Annotated in this window: 18 protein-coding genes and 1 riboswitch; of the genes, 12 read left to right on the plus strand and 6 right to left on the minus strand. The window is 62.5% G+C overall.

Going from position 1 to position 17,677, the window contains the following annotated elements; all coding sequences use genetic code 11:
* The first annotated feature begins 80 nt into the window (after window positions 1–80).
* Together HB676_RS16690 and HB676_RS16695 are read left to right on the plus strand one after the other, a co-directional pair.
* Entirely contained in the window at window positions 81–1,637 is a 1,557-nt protein-coding gene (locus tag HB676_RS16690; protein WP_213738942.1) for a DUF4403 family protein, read from the plus strand.
* A 170-nt stretch (window positions 1,638–1,807) separates the two neighbouring features.
* Window positions 1,808–3,022 (plus strand): ABC transporter substrate-binding protein, encoded by a 1,215-nt coding sequence (locus HB676_RS16695; protein ID WP_213738943.1) that lies wholly within the window; start codon window positions 1,808–1,810, stop codon window positions 3,020–3,022.
* Between the two features lie 178 nt (window positions 3,023–3,200).
* Here HB676_RS16695 and HB676_RS16700 read toward each other — a convergent pair whose 3' ends face one another.
* The 4 genes from HB676_RS16700 to HB676_RS16715 all read right to left on the minus strand — a co-directional run bounded on the left by HB676_RS16700 (window position 3,201) and on the right by HB676_RS16715 (window position 5,713).
* The gene (locus tag HB676_RS16700) at window positions 3,201–3,731 is read right to left on the minus strand and encodes a PRC-barrel domain-containing protein (protein ID WP_213738944.1); all 531 of its coding nucleotides are present in this window, start codon (window positions 3,729–3,731) and stop codon (window positions 3,201–3,203) included.
* Window positions 3,732–3,897: 166 nt separating this feature from the next.
* Entirely contained in the window at window positions 3,898–4,272 is a 375-nt protein-coding gene (locus HB676_RS16705) for a PRC-barrel domain-containing protein (RefSeq protein WP_249780295.1), read from the minus strand.
* Between the two features lie 68 nt (window positions 4,273–4,340).
* Window positions 4,341–5,015 (minus strand): formyltransferase family protein, encoded by a 675-nt coding sequence (locus HB676_RS16710; protein ID WP_213738946.1) that lies wholly within the window; start codon window positions 5,013–5,015, stop codon window positions 4,341–4,343.
* A 35-nt stretch (window positions 5,016–5,050) separates the two neighbouring features.
* The gene (locus HB676_RS16715; RefSeq protein WP_213738947.1) at window positions 5,051–5,713 is read right to left on the minus strand and encodes a hypothetical protein; all 663 of its coding nucleotides are present in this window, start codon (window positions 5,711–5,713) and stop codon (window positions 5,051–5,053) included.
* A 168-nt stretch (window positions 5,714–5,881) separates the two neighbouring features.
* Between HB676_RS16715 and HB676_RS16720 the strand changes: the two genes are divergently transcribed.
* Both HB676_RS16720 and HB676_RS16725 read left to right on the plus strand, forming a co-directional pair.
* On the plus strand, window positions 5,882–6,628 hold the full coding sequence (locus HB676_RS16720; RefSeq protein WP_213738948.1) for a response regulator: 747 nt from the start codon (window positions 5,882–5,884) through the stop codon (window positions 6,626–6,628).
* Window positions 6,625–7,959, plus strand: a complete 1,335-nt coding sequence (locus HB676_RS16725) for an ATP-binding protein (protein ID WP_213738949.1) — start codon at window positions 6,625–6,627, stop codon at window positions 7,957–7,959. The genes HB676_RS16720 and HB676_RS16725 overlap by 4 nt, the downstream gene beginning before the upstream one ends.
* 126 nt (window positions 7,960–8,085) lie before the next feature.
* Here the strand turns inward: HB676_RS16725 and HB676_RS16730 are convergent, their stop codons facing one another.
* Window positions 8,086–8,286: a hypothetical protein gene (locus tag HB676_RS16730; RefSeq protein ID WP_213738950.1), complete on the minus strand. Its 201-nt coding sequence runs from the start codon at window positions 8,284–8,286 to the stop codon at window positions 8,086–8,088.
* Window positions 8,287–8,444: 158 nt separating this feature from the next.
* The gene (locus HB676_RS16735; protein WP_213738951.1) at window positions 8,445–9,926 is read right to left on the minus strand and encodes a hypothetical protein; all 1,482 of its coding nucleotides are present in this window, start codon (window positions 9,924–9,926) and stop codon (window positions 8,445–8,447) included.
* Between the two features lie 222 nt (window positions 9,927–10,148).
* Here HB676_RS16735 and HB676_RS16740 point away from each other — a divergent pair, with 222 nt between their 5' ends.
* The 8 genes from HB676_RS16740 (at window position 10,149) to HB676_RS34255 (ending at window position 17,647) form a co-directional block, all read left to right on the plus strand.
* On the plus strand, window positions 10,149–10,649 hold the full coding sequence (locus HB676_RS16740; RefSeq protein WP_213738952.1) for a lytic transglycosylase domain-containing protein: 501 nt from the start codon (window positions 10,149–10,151) through the stop codon (window positions 10,647–10,649).
* A 57-nt stretch (window positions 10,650–10,706) separates the two neighbouring features.
* Window positions 10,707–10,858: riboswitch (TPP riboswitch) on the plus strand.
* Window positions 10,846–11,886 (plus strand): FAD-dependent oxidoreductase, encoded by a 1,041-nt coding sequence (locus tag HB676_RS16745; RefSeq protein WP_213738953.1) that lies wholly within the window; start codon window positions 10,846–10,848, stop codon window positions 11,884–11,886. (Overlaps the previous riboswitch by 13 nt.)
* The gene (gene thiS, locus HB676_RS16750; RefSeq protein ID WP_213738954.1) at window positions 11,877–12,074 is read left to right on the plus strand and encodes a sulfur carrier protein ThiS; all 198 of its coding nucleotides are present in this window, start codon (window positions 11,877–11,879) and stop codon (window positions 12,072–12,074) included. Before HB676_RS16745 ends, thiS begins: the two co-directional genes overlap by 10 nt.
* A 52-nt stretch (window positions 12,075–12,126) precedes the next feature.
* Window positions 12,127–12,909: a thiazole synthase gene (locus tag HB676_RS16755; protein ID WP_213738955.1), complete on the plus strand. Its 783-nt coding sequence runs from the start codon at window positions 12,127–12,129 to the stop codon at window positions 12,907–12,909.
* Window positions 12,896–13,522 carry a thiamine phosphate synthase gene (locus tag HB676_RS16760; RefSeq protein WP_213738956.1) on the plus strand — a complete coding sequence of 209 codons (627 nt, stop codon included), beginning with the start codon at window positions 12,896–12,898 and terminating at the stop codon, window positions 13,520–13,522. The genes HB676_RS16755 and HB676_RS16760 overlap by 14 nt, the downstream gene beginning before the upstream one ends.
* Window positions 13,523–13,671: 149 nt before the next feature.
* Window positions 13,672–15,585: a phosphomethylpyrimidine synthase ThiC gene (gene thiC, locus HB676_RS16765; RefSeq protein ID WP_213738957.1), complete on the plus strand. Its 1,914-nt coding sequence runs from the start codon at window positions 13,672–13,674 to the stop codon at window positions 15,583–15,585.
* Window positions 15,586–15,799: 214 nt separating this feature from the next.
* Window positions 15,800–16,030, plus strand: coding sequence for a hypothetical protein (locus HB676_RS16770; protein ID WP_213738958.1), 231 nt, complete (start codon window positions 15,800–15,802; stop codon window positions 16,028–16,030).
* A gap of 90 nt (window positions 16,031–16,120) precedes the next feature.
* Window positions 16,121–17,647 carry a S8 family serine peptidase gene (locus HB676_RS34255; protein WP_213738959.1) on the plus strand — a complete coding sequence of 509 codons (1,527 nt, stop codon included), beginning with the start codon at window positions 16,121–16,123 and terminating at the stop codon, window positions 17,645–17,647.
* Window positions 17,648–17,677 lie beyond the last annotated feature (30 nt).

The following is a 17,677-nucleotide window of genomic DNA, read 5'->3' on the forward strand; positions in this document are numbered from 1 at the left end:
AAACGACGCCGATCCTCCCGCTCTGGCGTCCCCGCATCCCGCCCTGTAGTCTCACCGGCTGAAATCAGTCCGGGGGGACGATGCGTCCTAAGGTTATTGTGCTGGCGATCGCAGTGGTCGCGGCCTCGTTTTTCGTCAGTCTCAAGGCCATGGACTGGCTGTCGAGGCGTGGTACCGTCGCGTCGCCGGCGCTTGCCGAATTGCCGCCGCTGCCGCCCGCGCCCCGCATCTCCAGCATCATCGCCCCGATCACGATTCCGCTCACCGCCATTCGCGAGGCCGCCGACCGCGCCGCGCCGCGCAACTTCGCCGGCAAGGCCGACAACCCGGTGTCGCAGATCCTCCAAAATGCCGATATCGGCTGGACCGCATCGCGCGGGCCGATCGCGGCGACCGGCGCGCAGGACGTGCTGTCGCTGGCGACACCGCTGACCGGAAAGCTGAACGTGACGGGCTCGCTGTCGTCAAAGGCGACCGGCGCGGTCGGCGACGCGCTCGGCGGCCTGCTCGGCGGCAATGTCGCCAAACAAATCGGCAGCGTGAACATCAAGGCGCTCAACGCCAGCGCAGAGATCAAGGGCAATATCGTCATCACTTCGCGGCCCAAGCTCGCCGCCAACTGGCGCATCGAGCCGAATTTGGCGGGACAAGTCACGCTCAGTGACAGCAGCCTCACGGTGGCGGGCGCGCGCGTCAATGTCCCCGCGCAGATCAAGCCGGTGATCGACAAGAATGTCGCCGATCAACTCGCCGCGGCCGGCGCGCGAATTCACGCCGATCAGGCTTTCGAGCGCAATGCCCGGATCCAATGGGCCAAGACGTGCCGCTCGATTCCGATCCAGGGCAACGGCGCCGCCTCGTCGCTGCCGGCGTTGTGGCTGGAACTGCGGCCGACCCGCGCCATCGCGGCGCAGCCACGCGTCGATGCCGCCAACCTCACATTGACGCTCGGCATCGAGGCGGAGACCCGCATCACCTCGGCGCAGACCAAACCCGATTGCCCGTTTCCGGAGAAGATTTCCATTGGGCCGCCGATCCCCGGCGGCGTGAGCGTCGGCATCCCGATCGATATCCCCTTTGTCGACATCAACAAGGTGCTGGAAGCACAATTGAGCGGCCGGACATTTCCGGAAGACGGCTCGGGCTCGGTCGACGTCATCGTGAAGCGCGCCTCCGTCGCGGCGTCGGGCGACCGGCTGCTCATCTCGCTCCTGGTCAACGCCAAGGAGAAAAAGAGCTTCTTCGGCTTCGGCGGCGAAGCCACGGTGCACATCTGGGGCCGGCCGATGCTCGATCAGGGGCAGCAGACGCTGCGGCTTGCCAATATCGAACTCGCGGTCGAGTCCGAAGCCGCGTTCGGGCTGCTCGGCGCCGCGGCGCGCGCGGCGATGCCGCACCTGCAAAAAGCGCTGGCCGAGAAGGCCACCGTCGACCTGAAGCCCTTTATCGGCAATGCGCAGAAGAAGATTGCAACCTCGATCGCGGATTTCCAGAAGAACGAGGACGGCGTGCGGGTGGCGGCTGAAATCACCAGCCTCAGCCTCGCCGACATCGCCTTCGATTCCAAAACGCTGCGCGTGATCGCAGAAGCCGCGGGCACCATCAGCGTCGTCATCACCGCGCTGCCGGCGTTTTGACCCCTTCCCGCTTTGGCCGGGCTGGCTGAAAAGTTAACGCCCGCCCCGCCCGCAATTTAGTCAACCCGGCGCATTGCCACGCCGCCTTCGCCTTTGCGGAGGCGACGCAAGCCGGGTAAAAGAGATTCAAACAAAGCCTCAACGAAGGCAAACCCAAGGGAGAAGAGACCATGAAATCGCTCGCAGCCACGCTGGTGGCCGGACTTGCTTATGCCGCGTCCGGCGGTGCCGCGTCGGCGCAAATTTCCGACGACGTCGTCAAAATCGGCGTGCTGACCGACATGTCCAGCCTTTATGCGGACGCCACGGGCAAGGGCTCGCTGGTCGCGGTCCAGATGGCCGTCGCCGATTACGGCAGCAAGGTGAAGGGCAAGCCGGTCGAGGTGATCGCGGCCGACCACCAGAACAAGCCGGATGTCGGCGTCGGCATCGCCCGCAACTGGTATGACAACGAGAAGGTCGATGCGATCTTCGACGTGCCGACGTCTTCGGTCGCGCTGCCGATCTCCGCACTCACCCGCGAGAAGAACAAGATCCACATCAATAGCGGCGGCGGCAGTTCCGACATCACCGGCCCCGCCTGCTCGCCCAACACCGTGCACTGGACCTACGACACCTACTCGCTGTCCAACGTCGCCGGCAAGGCGATGGTCAAGCGCGGCGAGGACACCTGGTTCTTCGTCACCGCGGATTACGCTTTCGGCATGGCGCTGCAGCGCGACGCGGCCAACGTGGTCAAGGAGAGCGGCGGCAAGGTGCTGGGCGAGGTTCGCCATCCCCTGAACTCGTCGGACTTCTCGTCCTTCCTGCTGCAGGCCCAGGCCTCCAAGGCCAAGGTCGTGGCGCTGGCCAATGCCGGCGGCGACACCACCAATGCGCTGAAGCAGGCCGCGGAATTCGGCATCACCAAGGGCGGCCAGAAGATGATCGCCCTGCTGCAGGAAATCACCGACACGCATTCGCTGGGCATCAAGGAAACCCAGGGCCTGATCGTCACCGACGCCTTCTACTGGGACCGGGATGACGAAACCCGTGCCTTCTCGAAACGCTTCATCGAGAAGGTCGGCCACATGCCGACCATGATCCAGGCCGGGCTTTACTCCGCGACCATGCATTATTTGAAGGCGATCGAGGCGATCGGCACCGACGAAGCGCCGAAGGTAATGGCGCAGATGCGCGCCACGCCGATCAACGATTTCTTCGCCAAGGGCGGCAAGATCCGCATCGACGGCCGCATGGTCCACGACATGTATCTTTTCGAGGTCAAGAAGCCCGAGGAATCGAAGGGCGAGTGGGATCTCTACAAACTGCTCGCCACCGTCCCCGGCGACGAAGCCTTCCGTCCGCTCGACAAGGGCGGCTGCCCGCTGGTGAAGACGAATTAAGCCAGCGTATTCGTAGGGTGGGCAAAGGCGCGCTTGCGCCGTGCCCACCACGCGGTTTGAGCGATCTGGAAATGGTGGGCACGCTTCGCTTTGCCTACCCTACGTTCATCGCATCATAAAAAGCGCGCCCGGCCAAACCGGACGCGCTTTTGCTTTGTGGGCTTACCCCGACGCGGCGTTAGTTCGAATATTTGAACTCCGGCATCGCCTTCAGCTCATCCTTGGTCGCATTGTACACGGCATGGTCCGGATACCACGGACTGGGTTTTGACGACGTTGCCGTCGACGCGGTGCCCGTTGTTGACGCGGAACCCGTCGTGGTCGTCGACGACATCGGCGGCTGGCCGGTCGCGTTGCCGGACGCGCCGACATAAGCGACGGGCTCGTTGACGAATTTGATCTTGTCGAAGGGTATCACGACCAGATGCTCGCCAACGCCGAGAAAGCCGCCAACGCCGATCACCGCGGCCTTGATGTTCCCGCTCTTGTCGGTGAGCAGATCGTTGATCGAGCCGATGCTCTGGTTGTTGTCGTTGTAAACGCTCAAGCCGACCACCTTCGACGCGCGCCAGTCACCCTGGAACGAGGAAGACGTCTCCGACGCTGCCATGTTGCCGCGATCCGACGTCGCGGTGGGGGTTTGCGCAAACGCAACGGACGCAAGCAATGCCGACGCCGCCACAGCGGCCGAGATGTGTTTGAATGACATGGATTTCTCCCTGATATCAATTGATAGGAAGAGAACCCCTCACCGCACGCGCCGTTCCCGGTGGTGATGCGCATTTCAATATTGCGCCGCAGACGATCGATACGGTTTCATTCCGGTTCCACGGAACAACTCCGCGACCGCGCCAGCGCTTGCAAAACACACTCGCTCAGAAACCACCCCAATAGGGCGGGATGCCATAATAGGCATGCAACTCGGCTTCCTGCGAACGATCGCCCCAGTCGAAATCCTTGTCGGCGCGGAACGACGGCGCACGCCGCAATTCGTCATCATCGATGTCGAGCTGGTAGGCTTCGAATTTGGGATTGTAGCTCAGGCGCGCCCATGGCAACGGCAGCAGATTGGTTCCCATGCCAAGGAAACCGCCGAAACTAAGGATCGCGTAGGACACCTTGCCGCTGATCTTGTCGATCATCAGCCGTTCGATGTGGCCGATCCTGTCGCCGTTCGGTCTTCGCACAGCCGTACCTTCGACCCGGTCGCTGGCGATCAACTGGTGCGGTCTCACCTTCACGTCGTTCATCATCAGCCTCCCTGAGGGTTGATGAGCGAAACCAACGCGTCAGCCGCAATCCGGTTCCACCTTCTCGATCAGGCGGCGGACGGCTGGACTGCGCGAAACTCGATTCCGTGCAGCTTGATGGTCGGCGCCATGCCGAAATGGTTCCCGCCGAACACTTTAATGCGCCGGTCGAGTTCGGGCTTCGAAATATCGAGAGGGATGTCGCAGATCGCCCGATAGGCGCGGCGGGAGTATTTGATGGCGCCCCAGGGAATCGGGCGCGCCGGCGGCGGCTCCGGATCCGTCGCCAGCGATTTCGACATGCGCCAGAACAATAGCGCCAGATGCGCATAGGCCAGTCCTTCCAAACCCAGCACCGAGATATCGGGCGGGATTGGAAACAGCGAAACGTCGAGGATCGGGCCGGCATCGACCTGTTCGACCATGATATGGGCGGTCGCGCCGAATTCCGTGACCTGATCGTACAGCGCGAAATGCGACGGCGCCCATCCGGGATAGGCCGGCGGACCGGGATGGAAATTGAAGGCGCCATAGCCGAGCTGAGCGAGAATGCTCGCCGGCACGATTTCGGGCGTGACGAAGGCGACCAGCCGCGCCCGCCGCAACTGATCGAGACTGAGCGCCGTAAGGTCTTCGCGGGTCTCGACCGCCATCACCGTCAGACCCGGATTGTGCCCGAGCAACAGAGACCGCAACACCGGCCGCTCGGCCGCGCCGGCCAGAAGAATGACGATATCGAACATGCGTTCCGCGGCTTTACGACCGCCGTCTGGTTGAATCAGGTCTGATAGTTGATCAGAAGCGAGGCCGAGAGGGTGCTGGTGTTGCCGGTGTCGGCGCTTCCGGTCGCGCCGTAGGTAGAGGACGCCGAGGACGACAGCGAATTCTGCAGCGATTGCAGGAACTGTTGCAAAACGTCATCCGTGGAACTGGTGCTTGATGAACTGCTGGTGGTGCTGCTCGTCGAGGACGAACCGTCTACCGGCGGCGGTCCGCCGTGGCCACCATGATGGCCGTGATGCGCGGCGCCAGCGCCGCCCGAACCACCGGGCCCGCCGGATTGACCGATCGCAGCAGCGGCGCCCGTGGCATTCGAACCGCTGGCATCCGGCGGCGCGCCGGGACCATTGGCAAACGCGGCCGTGAACACGCCCTGCAATTGCGTCGCCTGCGCACTGGTCAGTTTGCCGCTGGAGACTTCCCCGGCTATCAAATTGTTGATCTTCGACTGCAGGTCGCCCGGAGACGAGTTGGAGCTGCCTGTCGAGGCGCCCGCGCTGCCGTTCTGCAGCGAGGAATTGATATCCGTCAGCGCGGAAGACAACGCGCTCTGGTCGGACGAACTGACGGTGCCTGAGGAGACCTCGGACTGCAGCTCATTCTGCAGTTGCTGCAGCGGCGACAGATAATTGTTGCTGGACGTCGCAGAGATTGAGGTCATGATGGCTCCAAAGGTTCTTGCAAGACGCCACGACGTTAAGGTTAATGATCTTAACGAGATGTTTTGATTGTCCCGCGGACATGTTGCCTCGTGTTACGCGGGTCATGTCGGAAACATCACGAAACAAATATTCCGTCAGTTGCCACAAATCTCTGGCAAGGGCTCTGCATGGTCACAGTGGCACCGAATATCCTGGTTGTTGAAGACGATCGCGAAACCCGCGCGCTGATCGCAAAATATCTGCGCAGCAATGCGTGCAACGTGATGACGGCAAACGACGGACGCGAGATGGTCCGCGCGATGACCGAGCATCGCGTCGATCTCGTCATTCTCGATGTGATGCTGCCGGGCGAGGATGGCCTCAGCCTGTGCCGCAAGATCCGCTCGGAATCACAGATACCGATCATCATGCTCACCGCACGCGGCGAGGACGTCGACCGGATCCTCGGCCTGGAGATGGGCGCCGACGACTATCTGCCGAAGCCGTTCAATCCGCGCGAATTGCTGGCCCGGATCAACGCAGTGCTGCGCCGCCAGGCCGCCGCCCAAACCGTCAGCGCCGCCAATGGCGCGACCACGCTCACTTTCCTCGGATGGCGGATCGATTTCAGATTGCGCGAGCTGCGCAATCCGGCCGGCGCGCGCGTCGCGATGACCAGCGCCGAGTTCGATCTGCTGCGAACCTTCTGTGAGCGGCCGGGCCGCGTGCTGTCGCGCGACAGCCTGCTCGATCTCACCCAAGGTCGCAATGCCGGTTCGTTCGAGCGCAGCATCGACGTCCTGGTCAGCCGCATCCGGCGCAAGATCGAGCCCGATCCGCAGGACGCCACCATGATCAAGACGGTGCGCTCCGGCGGCTACATGTTCACCCCGGCGGTGGATCCGATTGCGATTCCGGCAGACAGCCCGTCATGAGACTGCTGAGCTTCCTGAACCTGAAGAACATCAGCGGACAGATCGCCGCTTTGGTGATCGCCTCGATTGTCGCAATCCACCTGATCCTCACCGCCATCTTTCTCCTCAATCGGCCGGAGCCGCCCGATCCCACAATCGATCGCGGTCACGCCCAGCTTGCCGCCGCCGTGCAGCTTCTGGGCTCGGCGTCCGCGGCCGAGCGGCCACGGCTTTACGCTGATATTGCGCGGGCGTTTCCGCAGCTCGATGTCGAAAGCCTGCCGCCGGGTCCCGTTCCCGCCGCCAGGGATCTGGATCGGCCTGACTTGCGCAGCCTGCATCGCCGGCTTGACAGCAGCTACCGGATATTTCCGTTTGCGCGTGATGGCGACAACCACCGGGTCGGCATCGCGCTGCCGGACGGCGCGATGATTTCCGCAAGGATCCTGCCGGATCTGCGGCAACGCCCGTTCTGGGCCGGGCCCTGGATGGTAACCTTGCTGTTCGCGATCGTCAGCGTCAGCATACTTGGACTATGGGCCGCCCGCGCCTTGACCGCGCCGCTGTCATCGATCGCGAAGGCGGCCGAGAATTTCAGCCTGAATGGCGCGGCACCACCGCTGCCCGAGCGCGGGCCTGAGGAAATTCGTTCCGTCGCCAAGGCGCTCAACCGGATGCGGGAGCGGATCACGACTCTCATTGACGACCGCACCAAGATGCTGGCGGCGATCAGCCACGATCTGCGCACGCCGATCACCCGCATGAGACTCCGCTCGGAATTCATCGAAGACGACATGCAGCGTCACCGGATGCTGAGCGATCTCGACCAGATGCGATCGATGCTGGAATCCGTGCTTTCCTTCCTGCGCAACGACCGCAAGCTCGAGGCCATGACGCTGACCGACATCGCCTCCACGCTGCAACTGATCACCGACCAGTTCACGGATATGGGACACAAGGTGATCTACGACGGTCCGGCGCATGCCATGGCCACGGTGCGGCCGGACGACCTGCATCGCAGCGTCACCAATCTGGTCGAGAACGCAGCCCGGTTCGGCGCGGTCGCCACGATCCGTCTTGGCGTGTCGCCGGATATCGCGACGATCGAGGTCGAGGACGACGGCCCCGGCATTTCCGATGCGCGCAAGAATGTGATGCTGGAACCCTTCGTGCGCGGCGACGACGCCAGGAACATGGACGAAACCGCGGGCTTCGGCCTCGGGCTCTCCATCGCGCGCTCCATCGTACTGGCGCATGGCGGCACGCTGTCGCTCAACGACCGCCAGCCGCACGGGTTGATCGTGCGCATTGAACTGCCGGTGCGCCAGCCCAACCGGCAATCGGCGGCGTGAGATTCGTGCGACTTCCTGATGAGGGCGAACTGTAGCCCGGATGAGCGTAGCGATATCCGGGAACACACCATACGCCAACCCCGGATGTCGCTGCGCTCATCCGGGCTACGAAACCACCCATTGCCCTCAAGCCGCGAGCGCTTCGTTATCCTGTTGCGCATCGTCAAAGAACGCCACCGCCTCGAAGCGGTAATCGCAGGCCCAGCAGTGCCAGAGATAGGCGGTGCGGCGCGGCCCGGATTCGATCCATTCCGGGGCGGCGATCGGCTTGCCGCATTGGGCGCAGGGATTTCCGAGGGGCAAAAAACCAGAGTCCATGCTGACCATGACACATCTCTCCCTTTTGGTTTTTTGGATCGATTTTTTGAATCGAATTGTGTGACGGCGGATTGGACAGCGTTGCTGTCGGATATGACCGCTCCGTCGCGCCAAATTCTGGGAGAGGTTTGAGTCTTTTGAACGGCGCTCCGCAACGCCAGGCGAAATTATTTCACCGGCGGTTCGGACGTATGCATCGCGCCGGGCACGCGGACGTGAAGCGTCGCGACGTCGTCGGAATAGACCTTCTGCCAGCCGTCGATGTGATCGAGCAGCTTGGCTCCCGGCCTCGTCGTCCGCAACAGGACCGCCTCGATCTTGTATTCATCGAGCAGCCGGAACATCGCGTTCGGCTCCAGCGACATGATCGCATTGTTGTGGTCGATAAAGAACTTCTCGCCATAAAGATCGGTACGGCCGTCAATGAACGGCGCGACGCCGTTGGAGATCAGATAGCTGCCGAAATCGTAATCGTTGAGCACGCGGGTCAGATTCATCTGCTTCAGTATCGCGACCGCCGCGACCGGTGCATGCCGCACATCGGGCTTGAAGCGCACGACGGAGCCGTAAGCCAGCGTTGCCACCATCAATACGGTGGCGATGCCGGCGAACAGCAGACCGCGCGGCATCGATGCGGCGCTCGAAGGGGAGGCCTCGACGCCGCCGATCTGTTTGGCCAGCGGCACGGCGAGAACCATCGGGGCCAGCAACGCCAGCGTTTCGGCGGACCGGCCCTGGGCCAGCGCCATATGCAATAGTCCCAGCAGCAGCAATATTCGCGTCGGCGGCAGCTTGATGCCGTAGAGCAGCACCATGCCCAGTCCCATCAACAGGCAGATTTCGAAGGGGCCGAGGCTGCTGAAATCGGCCGGCAGCCACTCGCTGATCAACAACAGCACACTGCCCAGCGACAGGATATTCTTCGACGCCAGCATCGAATTCCAGCCATAGGGCGTGCAGCACGCGGCGACCAGCGCGGCGAGCCCGAATGCCACCCAGCGCAATGCCAGCGATTTTCGCGACGCTGCTTCCGCACTGACGACCGCATCGAGCGCGATCGGCCCCACCAGCATCAGGCCGAGAATAAACCCGCCATGCAGATTGGCCCACAGCGCGATCAGCGGCAGCAGCCAAAACGACGGCGCCGCGCGCCGGTCCGCCGCGTCGATCAGTCCGCCGACCCACGCGATCATCACCGGAAGCGCCAGCACATGCGGCCGCGCCAGCAAATGCCCCATGGTCAGCGCCAGCGCCGCGGCGACGAAAACCAGCGCCGTGCTGTCGTTCAAATGCCGCGTCAGGAATCTTGTCAGCAGTGCGAAGGTCAGCGCGCTTCCCGCGGCGGCCAGCGCCACCGGCCCGCTCCAGCCGAACAGGGCATAGGCCTTGGCGTAGAGCAGCTCGGCCACCCACTGCATCGAAATCCAGGGCTGGCCGCGCATGGTCAGGGAATAGATGTCGGTGTGCGGGACCGCGTGATTATCCAGCATCCACTGGCCGACGGTAATGTGCCACATCGTGTCGGGATCGCGCAGCAAGCTGTTCCCGGCCAGCACCAGCAACACATAGACGAAGACGCCGACCCACAGCGGCAGCAGGCCACGCATTGAACTCGCGCGCTCGGCGCTATGGGTGACGGACATGGTCATCGGCGTGGCCGGAATTTCCCGAAGTTTCCGGCTGATCGAAGCACGCCAGGGCATAATTCTTGGTAAAACTGGCTGCGGCGAATGCCGCCAAAACACCGGCGCAGGACTGGCAAAAAGCCGGCAAAAACCTCGCCATGCCGGGTTTTCGCCACATCCATGCGGCATTCCCTGCGCGTTAACGGTTCCGCCACTATAACGGGCCGTGTCCGAGGCCATTTTCCGATGAAACGATCGCTGTCGCTCGCCTGGCTTGCCGCCGCCACGCTGCTGTTGCCGCACACCGCCATGGCAGGCAAAGCCGACTATGATGCGCTGGTGGCGAAGCACGCCAAGGCCAATCTGGTGCCGGAGGAGCTGGTGCATCGGGTGATCGTGCGGGAAAGCCGCTATCAGCCAAATCTGGTCGGACACGGCGGCGCGATTGGCCTGATGCAGATCAAGCTGCCGACCGCCCGCGGCCTCGGTTACACCGGGACCGCCGAAGGCCTGCGCGATCCCGACACCAATCTCACCTATGCGGTGAAATATCTCGCCGGCGCCTACCGCGCCGCAAACGGCGATCACAACCGCGCGGTGTCCTATTACGCCAGCGGCTATTACCAGGCAGCCAAACGCCAGCGCCTCGAACATCGCAAGGAGGCCGTATCCGTGGCCGCCAGCGCACCACCGAAAGAGCTGGAGAAGGCGCCGGCTGCAGCGGAAGCAGAGCAGGTTCCCAAATAGCTACCGGTGCAAACCGCAATGCGCGCGTTGACACCCCCCCGCATCGGTTTACATTGGACCTGTTCCGAGGGGAGCTCCGATGAGGAGCTGAGAGACCGCACGCTCAAACCCTGCACGCAGGAAATCCTGCTGGTAGAGCCAGAGACCGCGGTGACCCTTTGAACCTGATCCGGGTCATGCCGGCGAAGGGACAGGGATGTACCAGAGTTCAGACCCACAGCGCGGGCGTTCGCCCGTCGCATCGAAAAGCGAATCCCCGGTTTCCGTGATCGGCGCGGGCATTGCGGGCGCATGGCAGGCGCTGTTGTTTGCGCAGGCCGGCCACACCGTGACGCTACACGAGCGCAGCGGCTCTGAGATGACGCAATCGACCAGCCACTGGGCCGGCGGCATGCTGGCGCCCTGGTGCGAGGCCGAGGCGTCCGAGCCCGTGATCGTCCGGCTCGGCATCCGCTCGCTCGACCTGTGGCGCGAGAATTTTCCGCAAACCCCCTTTAATGGATCGCTGGTGGTGGCGCATGCGCGCGACCGTGCTGATTTCGAGCGTTTCGCCAGGCTCACATCAGGCCATCGCCGGCTTGACGCGCGCGGCGTCAGCGAGATCGAACCGTCGCTCGAAGGCCGCTTTCGCGATGGGCTGTTCTATGCCGATGAAGGCCATGTCGAGCCGCGGCGGGTGTTGCCGCAATTGCATGCGCGGCTGGCGGCGGCCGGCGGCACCATCAAATTCAACAGCGATCCTGATCCCGAAGATATCGACGGTATCGTGATCGATTGCCGCGGCCTTGCTGCGCGCGACACGCAACCGGAGCTGCGCGGCGTCAAGGGCGAGATGATCATCGTCGAGACCTCCGAGGTCGAACTGTCGCGCCCGCTGCGCCTGATCCATCCACGCTGGCCGCTCTATGTCATCCCGCGCGGCGACGGCCGTTTCATGCTCGGTGCGACCTCGATCGAAGCCGAGGATACCGGCGTCAGCGTGCGCTCCGCGCTGGAATTGCTGGGCGCCGCCTATGCCGTGCATCCGGCATTCGGTGAGGCGCGCATTATCGAGTTCGGTTCGGGCCTGCGCCCGGCTTACCCTGACAACCTGCCGCGCATCGCGGTTCACAACCACAAGATCGAAGTCAACGGGCTCTATCGCCACGGCTTCCTGCTGGCCCCGGCGCTGGCGGAGCTGACGCTGTTCTATGTCGAGCGCGGCGTGATCGACAATGAGGTGATGCAATGCGCGTGATCGTCAACGGCGAGCAGCGGGAGATCGCCTCCAGCCACGTCGATGCGCTGCTCGGCGAACTCGAATATGAAGGCACGCATTTCGCGATCGCCCTGAACTACGACGTGCTGCCACGCAGCCAATGGGCGCAGACGCCACTCAAGAACGGCGACGAGATCGAGATCATCACGCCGCGGCAGGGAGGGTGATGATGGGAGCGCGCACAACTCTACGGCGGGACGACAAGTTGGGAAGCTTGCCATGCTGAAATTCTACGACCGCGAATTTTCCTCGCGCCTCCTGATCGGCAGTGCGCTGTATCCGTCGCCGGCAATCATGCAGGCAGCGATACGGGCATCCGGCGCGCAGATCGTCACGGTGGCGCTGCGGCGCGAGAGCGCCGGCGGCAAGACCGGCGATGCGTTCTGGTCGCTGATCCGCGAGCTTGACGTAACGGTGCTGCCGAACACCGCGGGCTGCCGCAGCGTGCGCGAGGCCGTGACCACGGCGAAGCTGGCGCGCGAATTGTTCGGAACGCCCTGGATCAAGCTCGAAGTGATCGCCGACAACGACACGCTGCAGCCCGACGTGGTCGGGCTTGTCGAGGCCGCCGACATCCTGATCAAGGACGGCTTTGAAGTATTTCCCTACTGCACCGAAGACCTCGGCGTCGCGATGCGGCTGGTCGATGCCGGCTGCAAGGTGGTGATGCCGTGGGCCGCGCCGATCGGCAGCGCCAAGGGCGTCATCAACCGCGACGCACTGAAACTGCTGCGCGACCGCCTGCCGGATATCACGCTGGTGGTCGATGCCGGCCTCGGCGCGCCCTCGCACGCCGCGCAAGCGTTCGAGCTCGGCTACGACGCCGTGCTGCTCAACACCGCCATCGCCAAAGCCGCCGATCCCGTCGCGATGGCCAGCGCGTTCAAATCCGGCGTCGAAGCCGGACGCACCGCCTATGAAGCCGGGCTGATGGAAGCCCGCGACTTCGCCTCCCCTTCCACTCCAGTCATTGGGACCCCGTTCTGGCATGCCGTATCCTGATCGCCACGCGTATCCTGATCGTTTTTATCCTGTCGTCGACACCGTCGCCTGGGTTGCGCGCCTCGCGCTGCTGGGCGTCGGCACGATTCAGTTGCGCGCCAAGGATCTCAACGATTCCGAGGCGCTGCAGACGGTGACCGACGCGATCGAGATCATCCGGGGCACGGATGCCAAGCTCGTGGTCAATGATTACTGGCGCGCCGCGATCTTGGCCGGCGCCAAGCATCTGCATCTGGGCCAGGAAGATCTTGCCGATGCCGATCTGAAAGCAATCCGCGATGCCGGGATCACGTTCGGCATCTCAACCCATGACGACGAGGAACTCGAAACCGCGCTGCGCGCCGATCCCGATTACATCGCACTCGGGCCGATCTTTCCGACCACACTGAAATCGATGCGCTTCGCGCCGCAGGGCATCCCGAAGATCACCGAATGGAAAAAGCGCATCGGCGATATCCCGCTGGTTGCGATCGGCGGCATCAAGCTCGAACAGGCCCGCGAGATTTTTGCCGCCGGCGCCGATTCGATCGCGGTCGTCAGCGACATCACCCAGAATCCCGAACCCGACGCGCGCGTGCGCGCCTGGCTCGGCCTGAACGCGGAGGCCGCGTGAGATGATTTCACCACCGCTCCCTACCGTCATTGCGAGGAGCGCAAGCGACGAAGCAATCCATGGTGCCGTTTGCACCGCTATGGATTGCTTCGCTGCGCTCGCAATGACGAACAAAATGCACAGCAAGTAGAAATTCAAAGGAGGATCCCATGAACATTCGCTCCAATCCCGACACCACTCTTCCCGCCGTGACCACCGGCCCGCTGCCCGCGTCGCGCAAGATCTTTGTCACGCCGGACGAGGCGGCGGATGTGCGCGTGCCGCTGCGCGAGATCATTCTCAGCCCGGGCGCCGGCGAGCCCAATCTGCCGGTGTATGACACCTCCGGTCCCTACACCGATCCCACAGTGACCATCGACGTCAATGCCGGTCTTTCCCGCGCGCGCATCGCCTGGGTCAAGGAGCGCGGCGGCGTCGAGGAATATGAAGGCCGCGACATCAAGCCGGAAGACAACGGCAATGTCGGCGCCGCCCATGCCGCGAAATCCTTCACCGCGCATCACAAGCCGCTGCGCGGCGTCGGCGATCACATGATCACGCAGCTTGAATTCGCCCGCGCCGGGATCATCACCAAGGAGATGATCTATGTCGCGACGCGCGAAAATCTCGGCCGCAAGGTCCAACTCGAGCGCGCCGAAGCCGCCCTGGCCGACGGCGAAAGCTTTGGCGCGTCCGTGCCCGCCTTCGTGACGCCGGAGTTCGTTCGCAGCGAGATCGCCCGCGGTCGCGCGATCATCCCCTGCAACATCAACCACGGCGAACTCGAGCCGATGATCATCGGCCGCAACTTCCTGACCAAGATCAATGCCAATATCGGCAACTCCGCGGTGACGTCGTCGGTCGAGGAAGAAGTCGACAAGATGGTGTGGGCGATCCGCTGGGGCGCCGACACCGTGATGGACCTCTCGACCGGCCGCAACATCCACACCACCCGGGAATGGATTCTTCGAAATGCGCCGATCCCGATCGGCACCGTTCCGATCTATCAGGCGCTGGAAAAGTGCGACGGCGATCCGGTCAAGCTGACCTGGGAACTCTACAAGGACACGCTGATCGAACAGTGCGAACAAGGCGTCGACTACTTCACCATCCACGCCGGCGTGCGGCTGCCCTATATCCACCTCACCGCCAGCCGCGTCACCGGCATCGTGTCGCGCGGCGGCTCGATCATGGCGAAGTGGTGCCTCGCGCATCACAAGGAAAGCTTCCTCTACACGCACTTCGAAGAGATTTGCGACCTGATGCGCAAATATGACGTGTCGTTCTCGCTCGGCGACGGCCTGCGGCCCGGCTCGATCGCGGATGCCAACGACCGCGCGCAATTCGCCGAACTCGAAACGCTCGGCGAGCTGACGCAGATCGCGTGGAAGAAAGGCTGCCAGGTGATGATCGAAGGCCCCGGCCACGTGCCGCTGCACAAGATCAAGGTCAACATGGACAAGCAGCTCAAGGAATGCGGCGAAGCGCCGTTCTACACCTTGGGCCCTCTGACCACCGACATCGCGCCGGGCTACGACCACATCACCTCGGGCATCGGAGCGGCCATGATCGGCTGGTTCGGCTGCGCGATGCTGTGTTATGTGACCCCGAAGGAGCATCTCGGCCTGCCCAACCGCGACGATGTCAAAGTCGGCGTCATCACCTACAAGATCGCCGCGCACGCGTCCGATCTCGGCAAGGGGCATCCGGCGGCGCAACTGCGCGACGACGCATTGTCGCGTGCGCGGTTCGACTTCCGCTGGGAGGACCAGTTCAACCTCGGGCTCGATCCGGACACCGCGCGCAGCTATCACGACGAGACGCTGCCCAAGGACGCCCACAAGGTCGCGCATTTCTGCTCGATGTGCGGCCCGAAATTCTGCTCGATGAAAATCACGCAGGATGTGCGCGACTACGCCGCGACATTGAACGACCCGGATCGGCGCGCCGTCGCCGGCGTCGGCCTTTCCATCTCGGGCACCATCGAAGACGGCATGGCGCAGATGAGCGCCAAGTTCAAGGAGATGGGCAACCAAGTCTATCTCGATGCCGAGAAGGTGAAGGAAAGCAATAAGGTATTGTGAGAGTGGTTGACTGCTGGAGGGGGTGTTTTCATAGCAATCCACCCCCTCGGCTCGAAAGATAACGGTAATATGGTAAGATCTGTCCTCTTCTGGGTGGTATCGAGAGACCCCCATCGGTTGAATTGCGGGCGTGGAACGGCTATATGGGTTCAGTTGTTAACGGACCGATCAGCAATTGGTGGGAAAGCTGTAGTAGCTAGGCTAGGTTAGGCCGATGTATGATAAAACTTATATCCTGACCTCCCGCAAACTCGCGGCCACTTCTGAAACTGACGCAGAAATGTGTCAGGCGCTTGCGCATGACGGCATCCATGCGCGTATTACCCACCGTCTCCCTTGGGGCATCGTCGTACGTTCAGACCCTACATTGGTAGGTGTGGTCAGGCGGGAGTTCCCGAACCTCGATATCGCCGAAGAAGGCTTCGTCGATTTGGCCGGTAGATAGAATTCCAGACAACAACTTCACGTAGCCGATTCTTCTTGGCTTAGTTTCGTCCCTCCGCCACAATGGTGATGATCAGAGGGGGGTCGGACCGTGCCGCTTGAGAAGAAGTATATGATCATGGGGCACGAACTCGATGACGGCCGCGCTTCTTCGTCGGCCATCGAGGCAGTTTATTCGTCTCAATTCCCTTCTATCAGCGGCGGGCTGGCTCTTGCACCGACGCCTTTTGAAGGCCTTTGGCGCCATCTGGAAATTCTGCACAGCCTGTCGAGTGGGATCAAGGTTCTCAAGCTGACACCCGACGAAGCGGACGCCTTCACTCACCACTTTCCTGAGCTGGTTTTAGACGAAGAGAAATTCGTTGATCACGCGGACCAGGATCTGGCCGGCGCGATATTCCCGGAACCAGCGGCAGGGGCCGACGGGTGGACGGTAATGTTTGAGGTCGTCGATTTCGAAGACCGTCCGATCCCTGACGTGACGGTCGTCCAGAAAGTACCTGGCCTTAGCCTGCCGTTTGGTGGCGTTACCAGCAAAGAGGGGAAGGTCATCCTCAACGTCCTGCGATCGGATGCGATCTTCGAGGTTCACCCGAGGCACTCCTATTGGAGCGCCCATATTGGCACGCTCGATCGCAGCGCCTCGAAATATCAAAAGATCGTCCTCCAGACCCTCACGCCGGAGCAAGGCTACCAATGGGACTATCGCGAAATGGGTGCCGATGGCCCACCGCAGCGCCGGCCAGATAGAGCCCCTATCAGGGTAGGCATCGTCGATACGGGCGTATCTGACCATCAGGACTTGCCCCAAAATATCCGCGGCACGAATTTTGTGGACGCAGAAGACAGCGCAAGCTGGCGCGCGGATCACCATCGACATGGCACCCTTATCGCGGGCATCATCTCAGCCTGTGGGTCGAGCCCCGGATATGTACCGGAAGCCGAACTCGCGGTTTACAAGGCCTTCCCGCGGATGGGCTCTGCGTCCACCATCGATATTGCCAGGGCCATTACCCAGGCGGCCGACGATCGTATCGATGTTCTATGCTTGGCCTTTTGTTCCGAGACCTCGAACATCGGCGTGGTTCGCGCCATCGAATACGCCGGGACCAAGGGCGTGTTCGTCTGCGCTGCGGCCGGAAACAAGGCGGGCCAGGTGGGCTGGCCCGCAGCATCTGGTCTGCCTAATGTCATTTCGACAGCCGCCTTTGGACGCACCGACGTCATTCGTGCCAATACGATTTTCGAGCAGGCGATTTCGGATTACAACAATGCGGGTTTTTTTCACGCAGCCTTCAGCAGCCGCGGCACACAGAACGGTCCTCCCGGTATTGATGTCATCGCTCCAGGCGTTGCCTGTATTTCTACTGTCTTCGGAGGCTATGCAGCCGCGCAAGGCACCAGTTTGGCAGCCGCGCACGTGGCAGGGTTGGTTGCGTTTGCCATGATGCGGCGTCCCGAGATTTTTGATCGGGTACCCAGGGGAAGTGACCGAGTTGAACTAGTCAGAGAATGGCTCATCCGCTCGTGCCGCCCTTTCGGGTGGGGCATTGAACGCGAAGGCCGCGGACGTCCCAGCGTGCAACGCATGCTCTCTCTCATGGAAGCGCATGGATAAGATCGAATCGGAAAATAGTTTTGACTGATG

The sequence above is a fragment of the Bradyrhizobium sp. dw_411 genome (assembly GCF_018449695.1).
Taxonomy (GTDB): domain Bacteria; phylum Pseudomonadota; class Alphaproteobacteria; order Rhizobiales; family Xanthobacteraceae; genus Bradyrhizobium.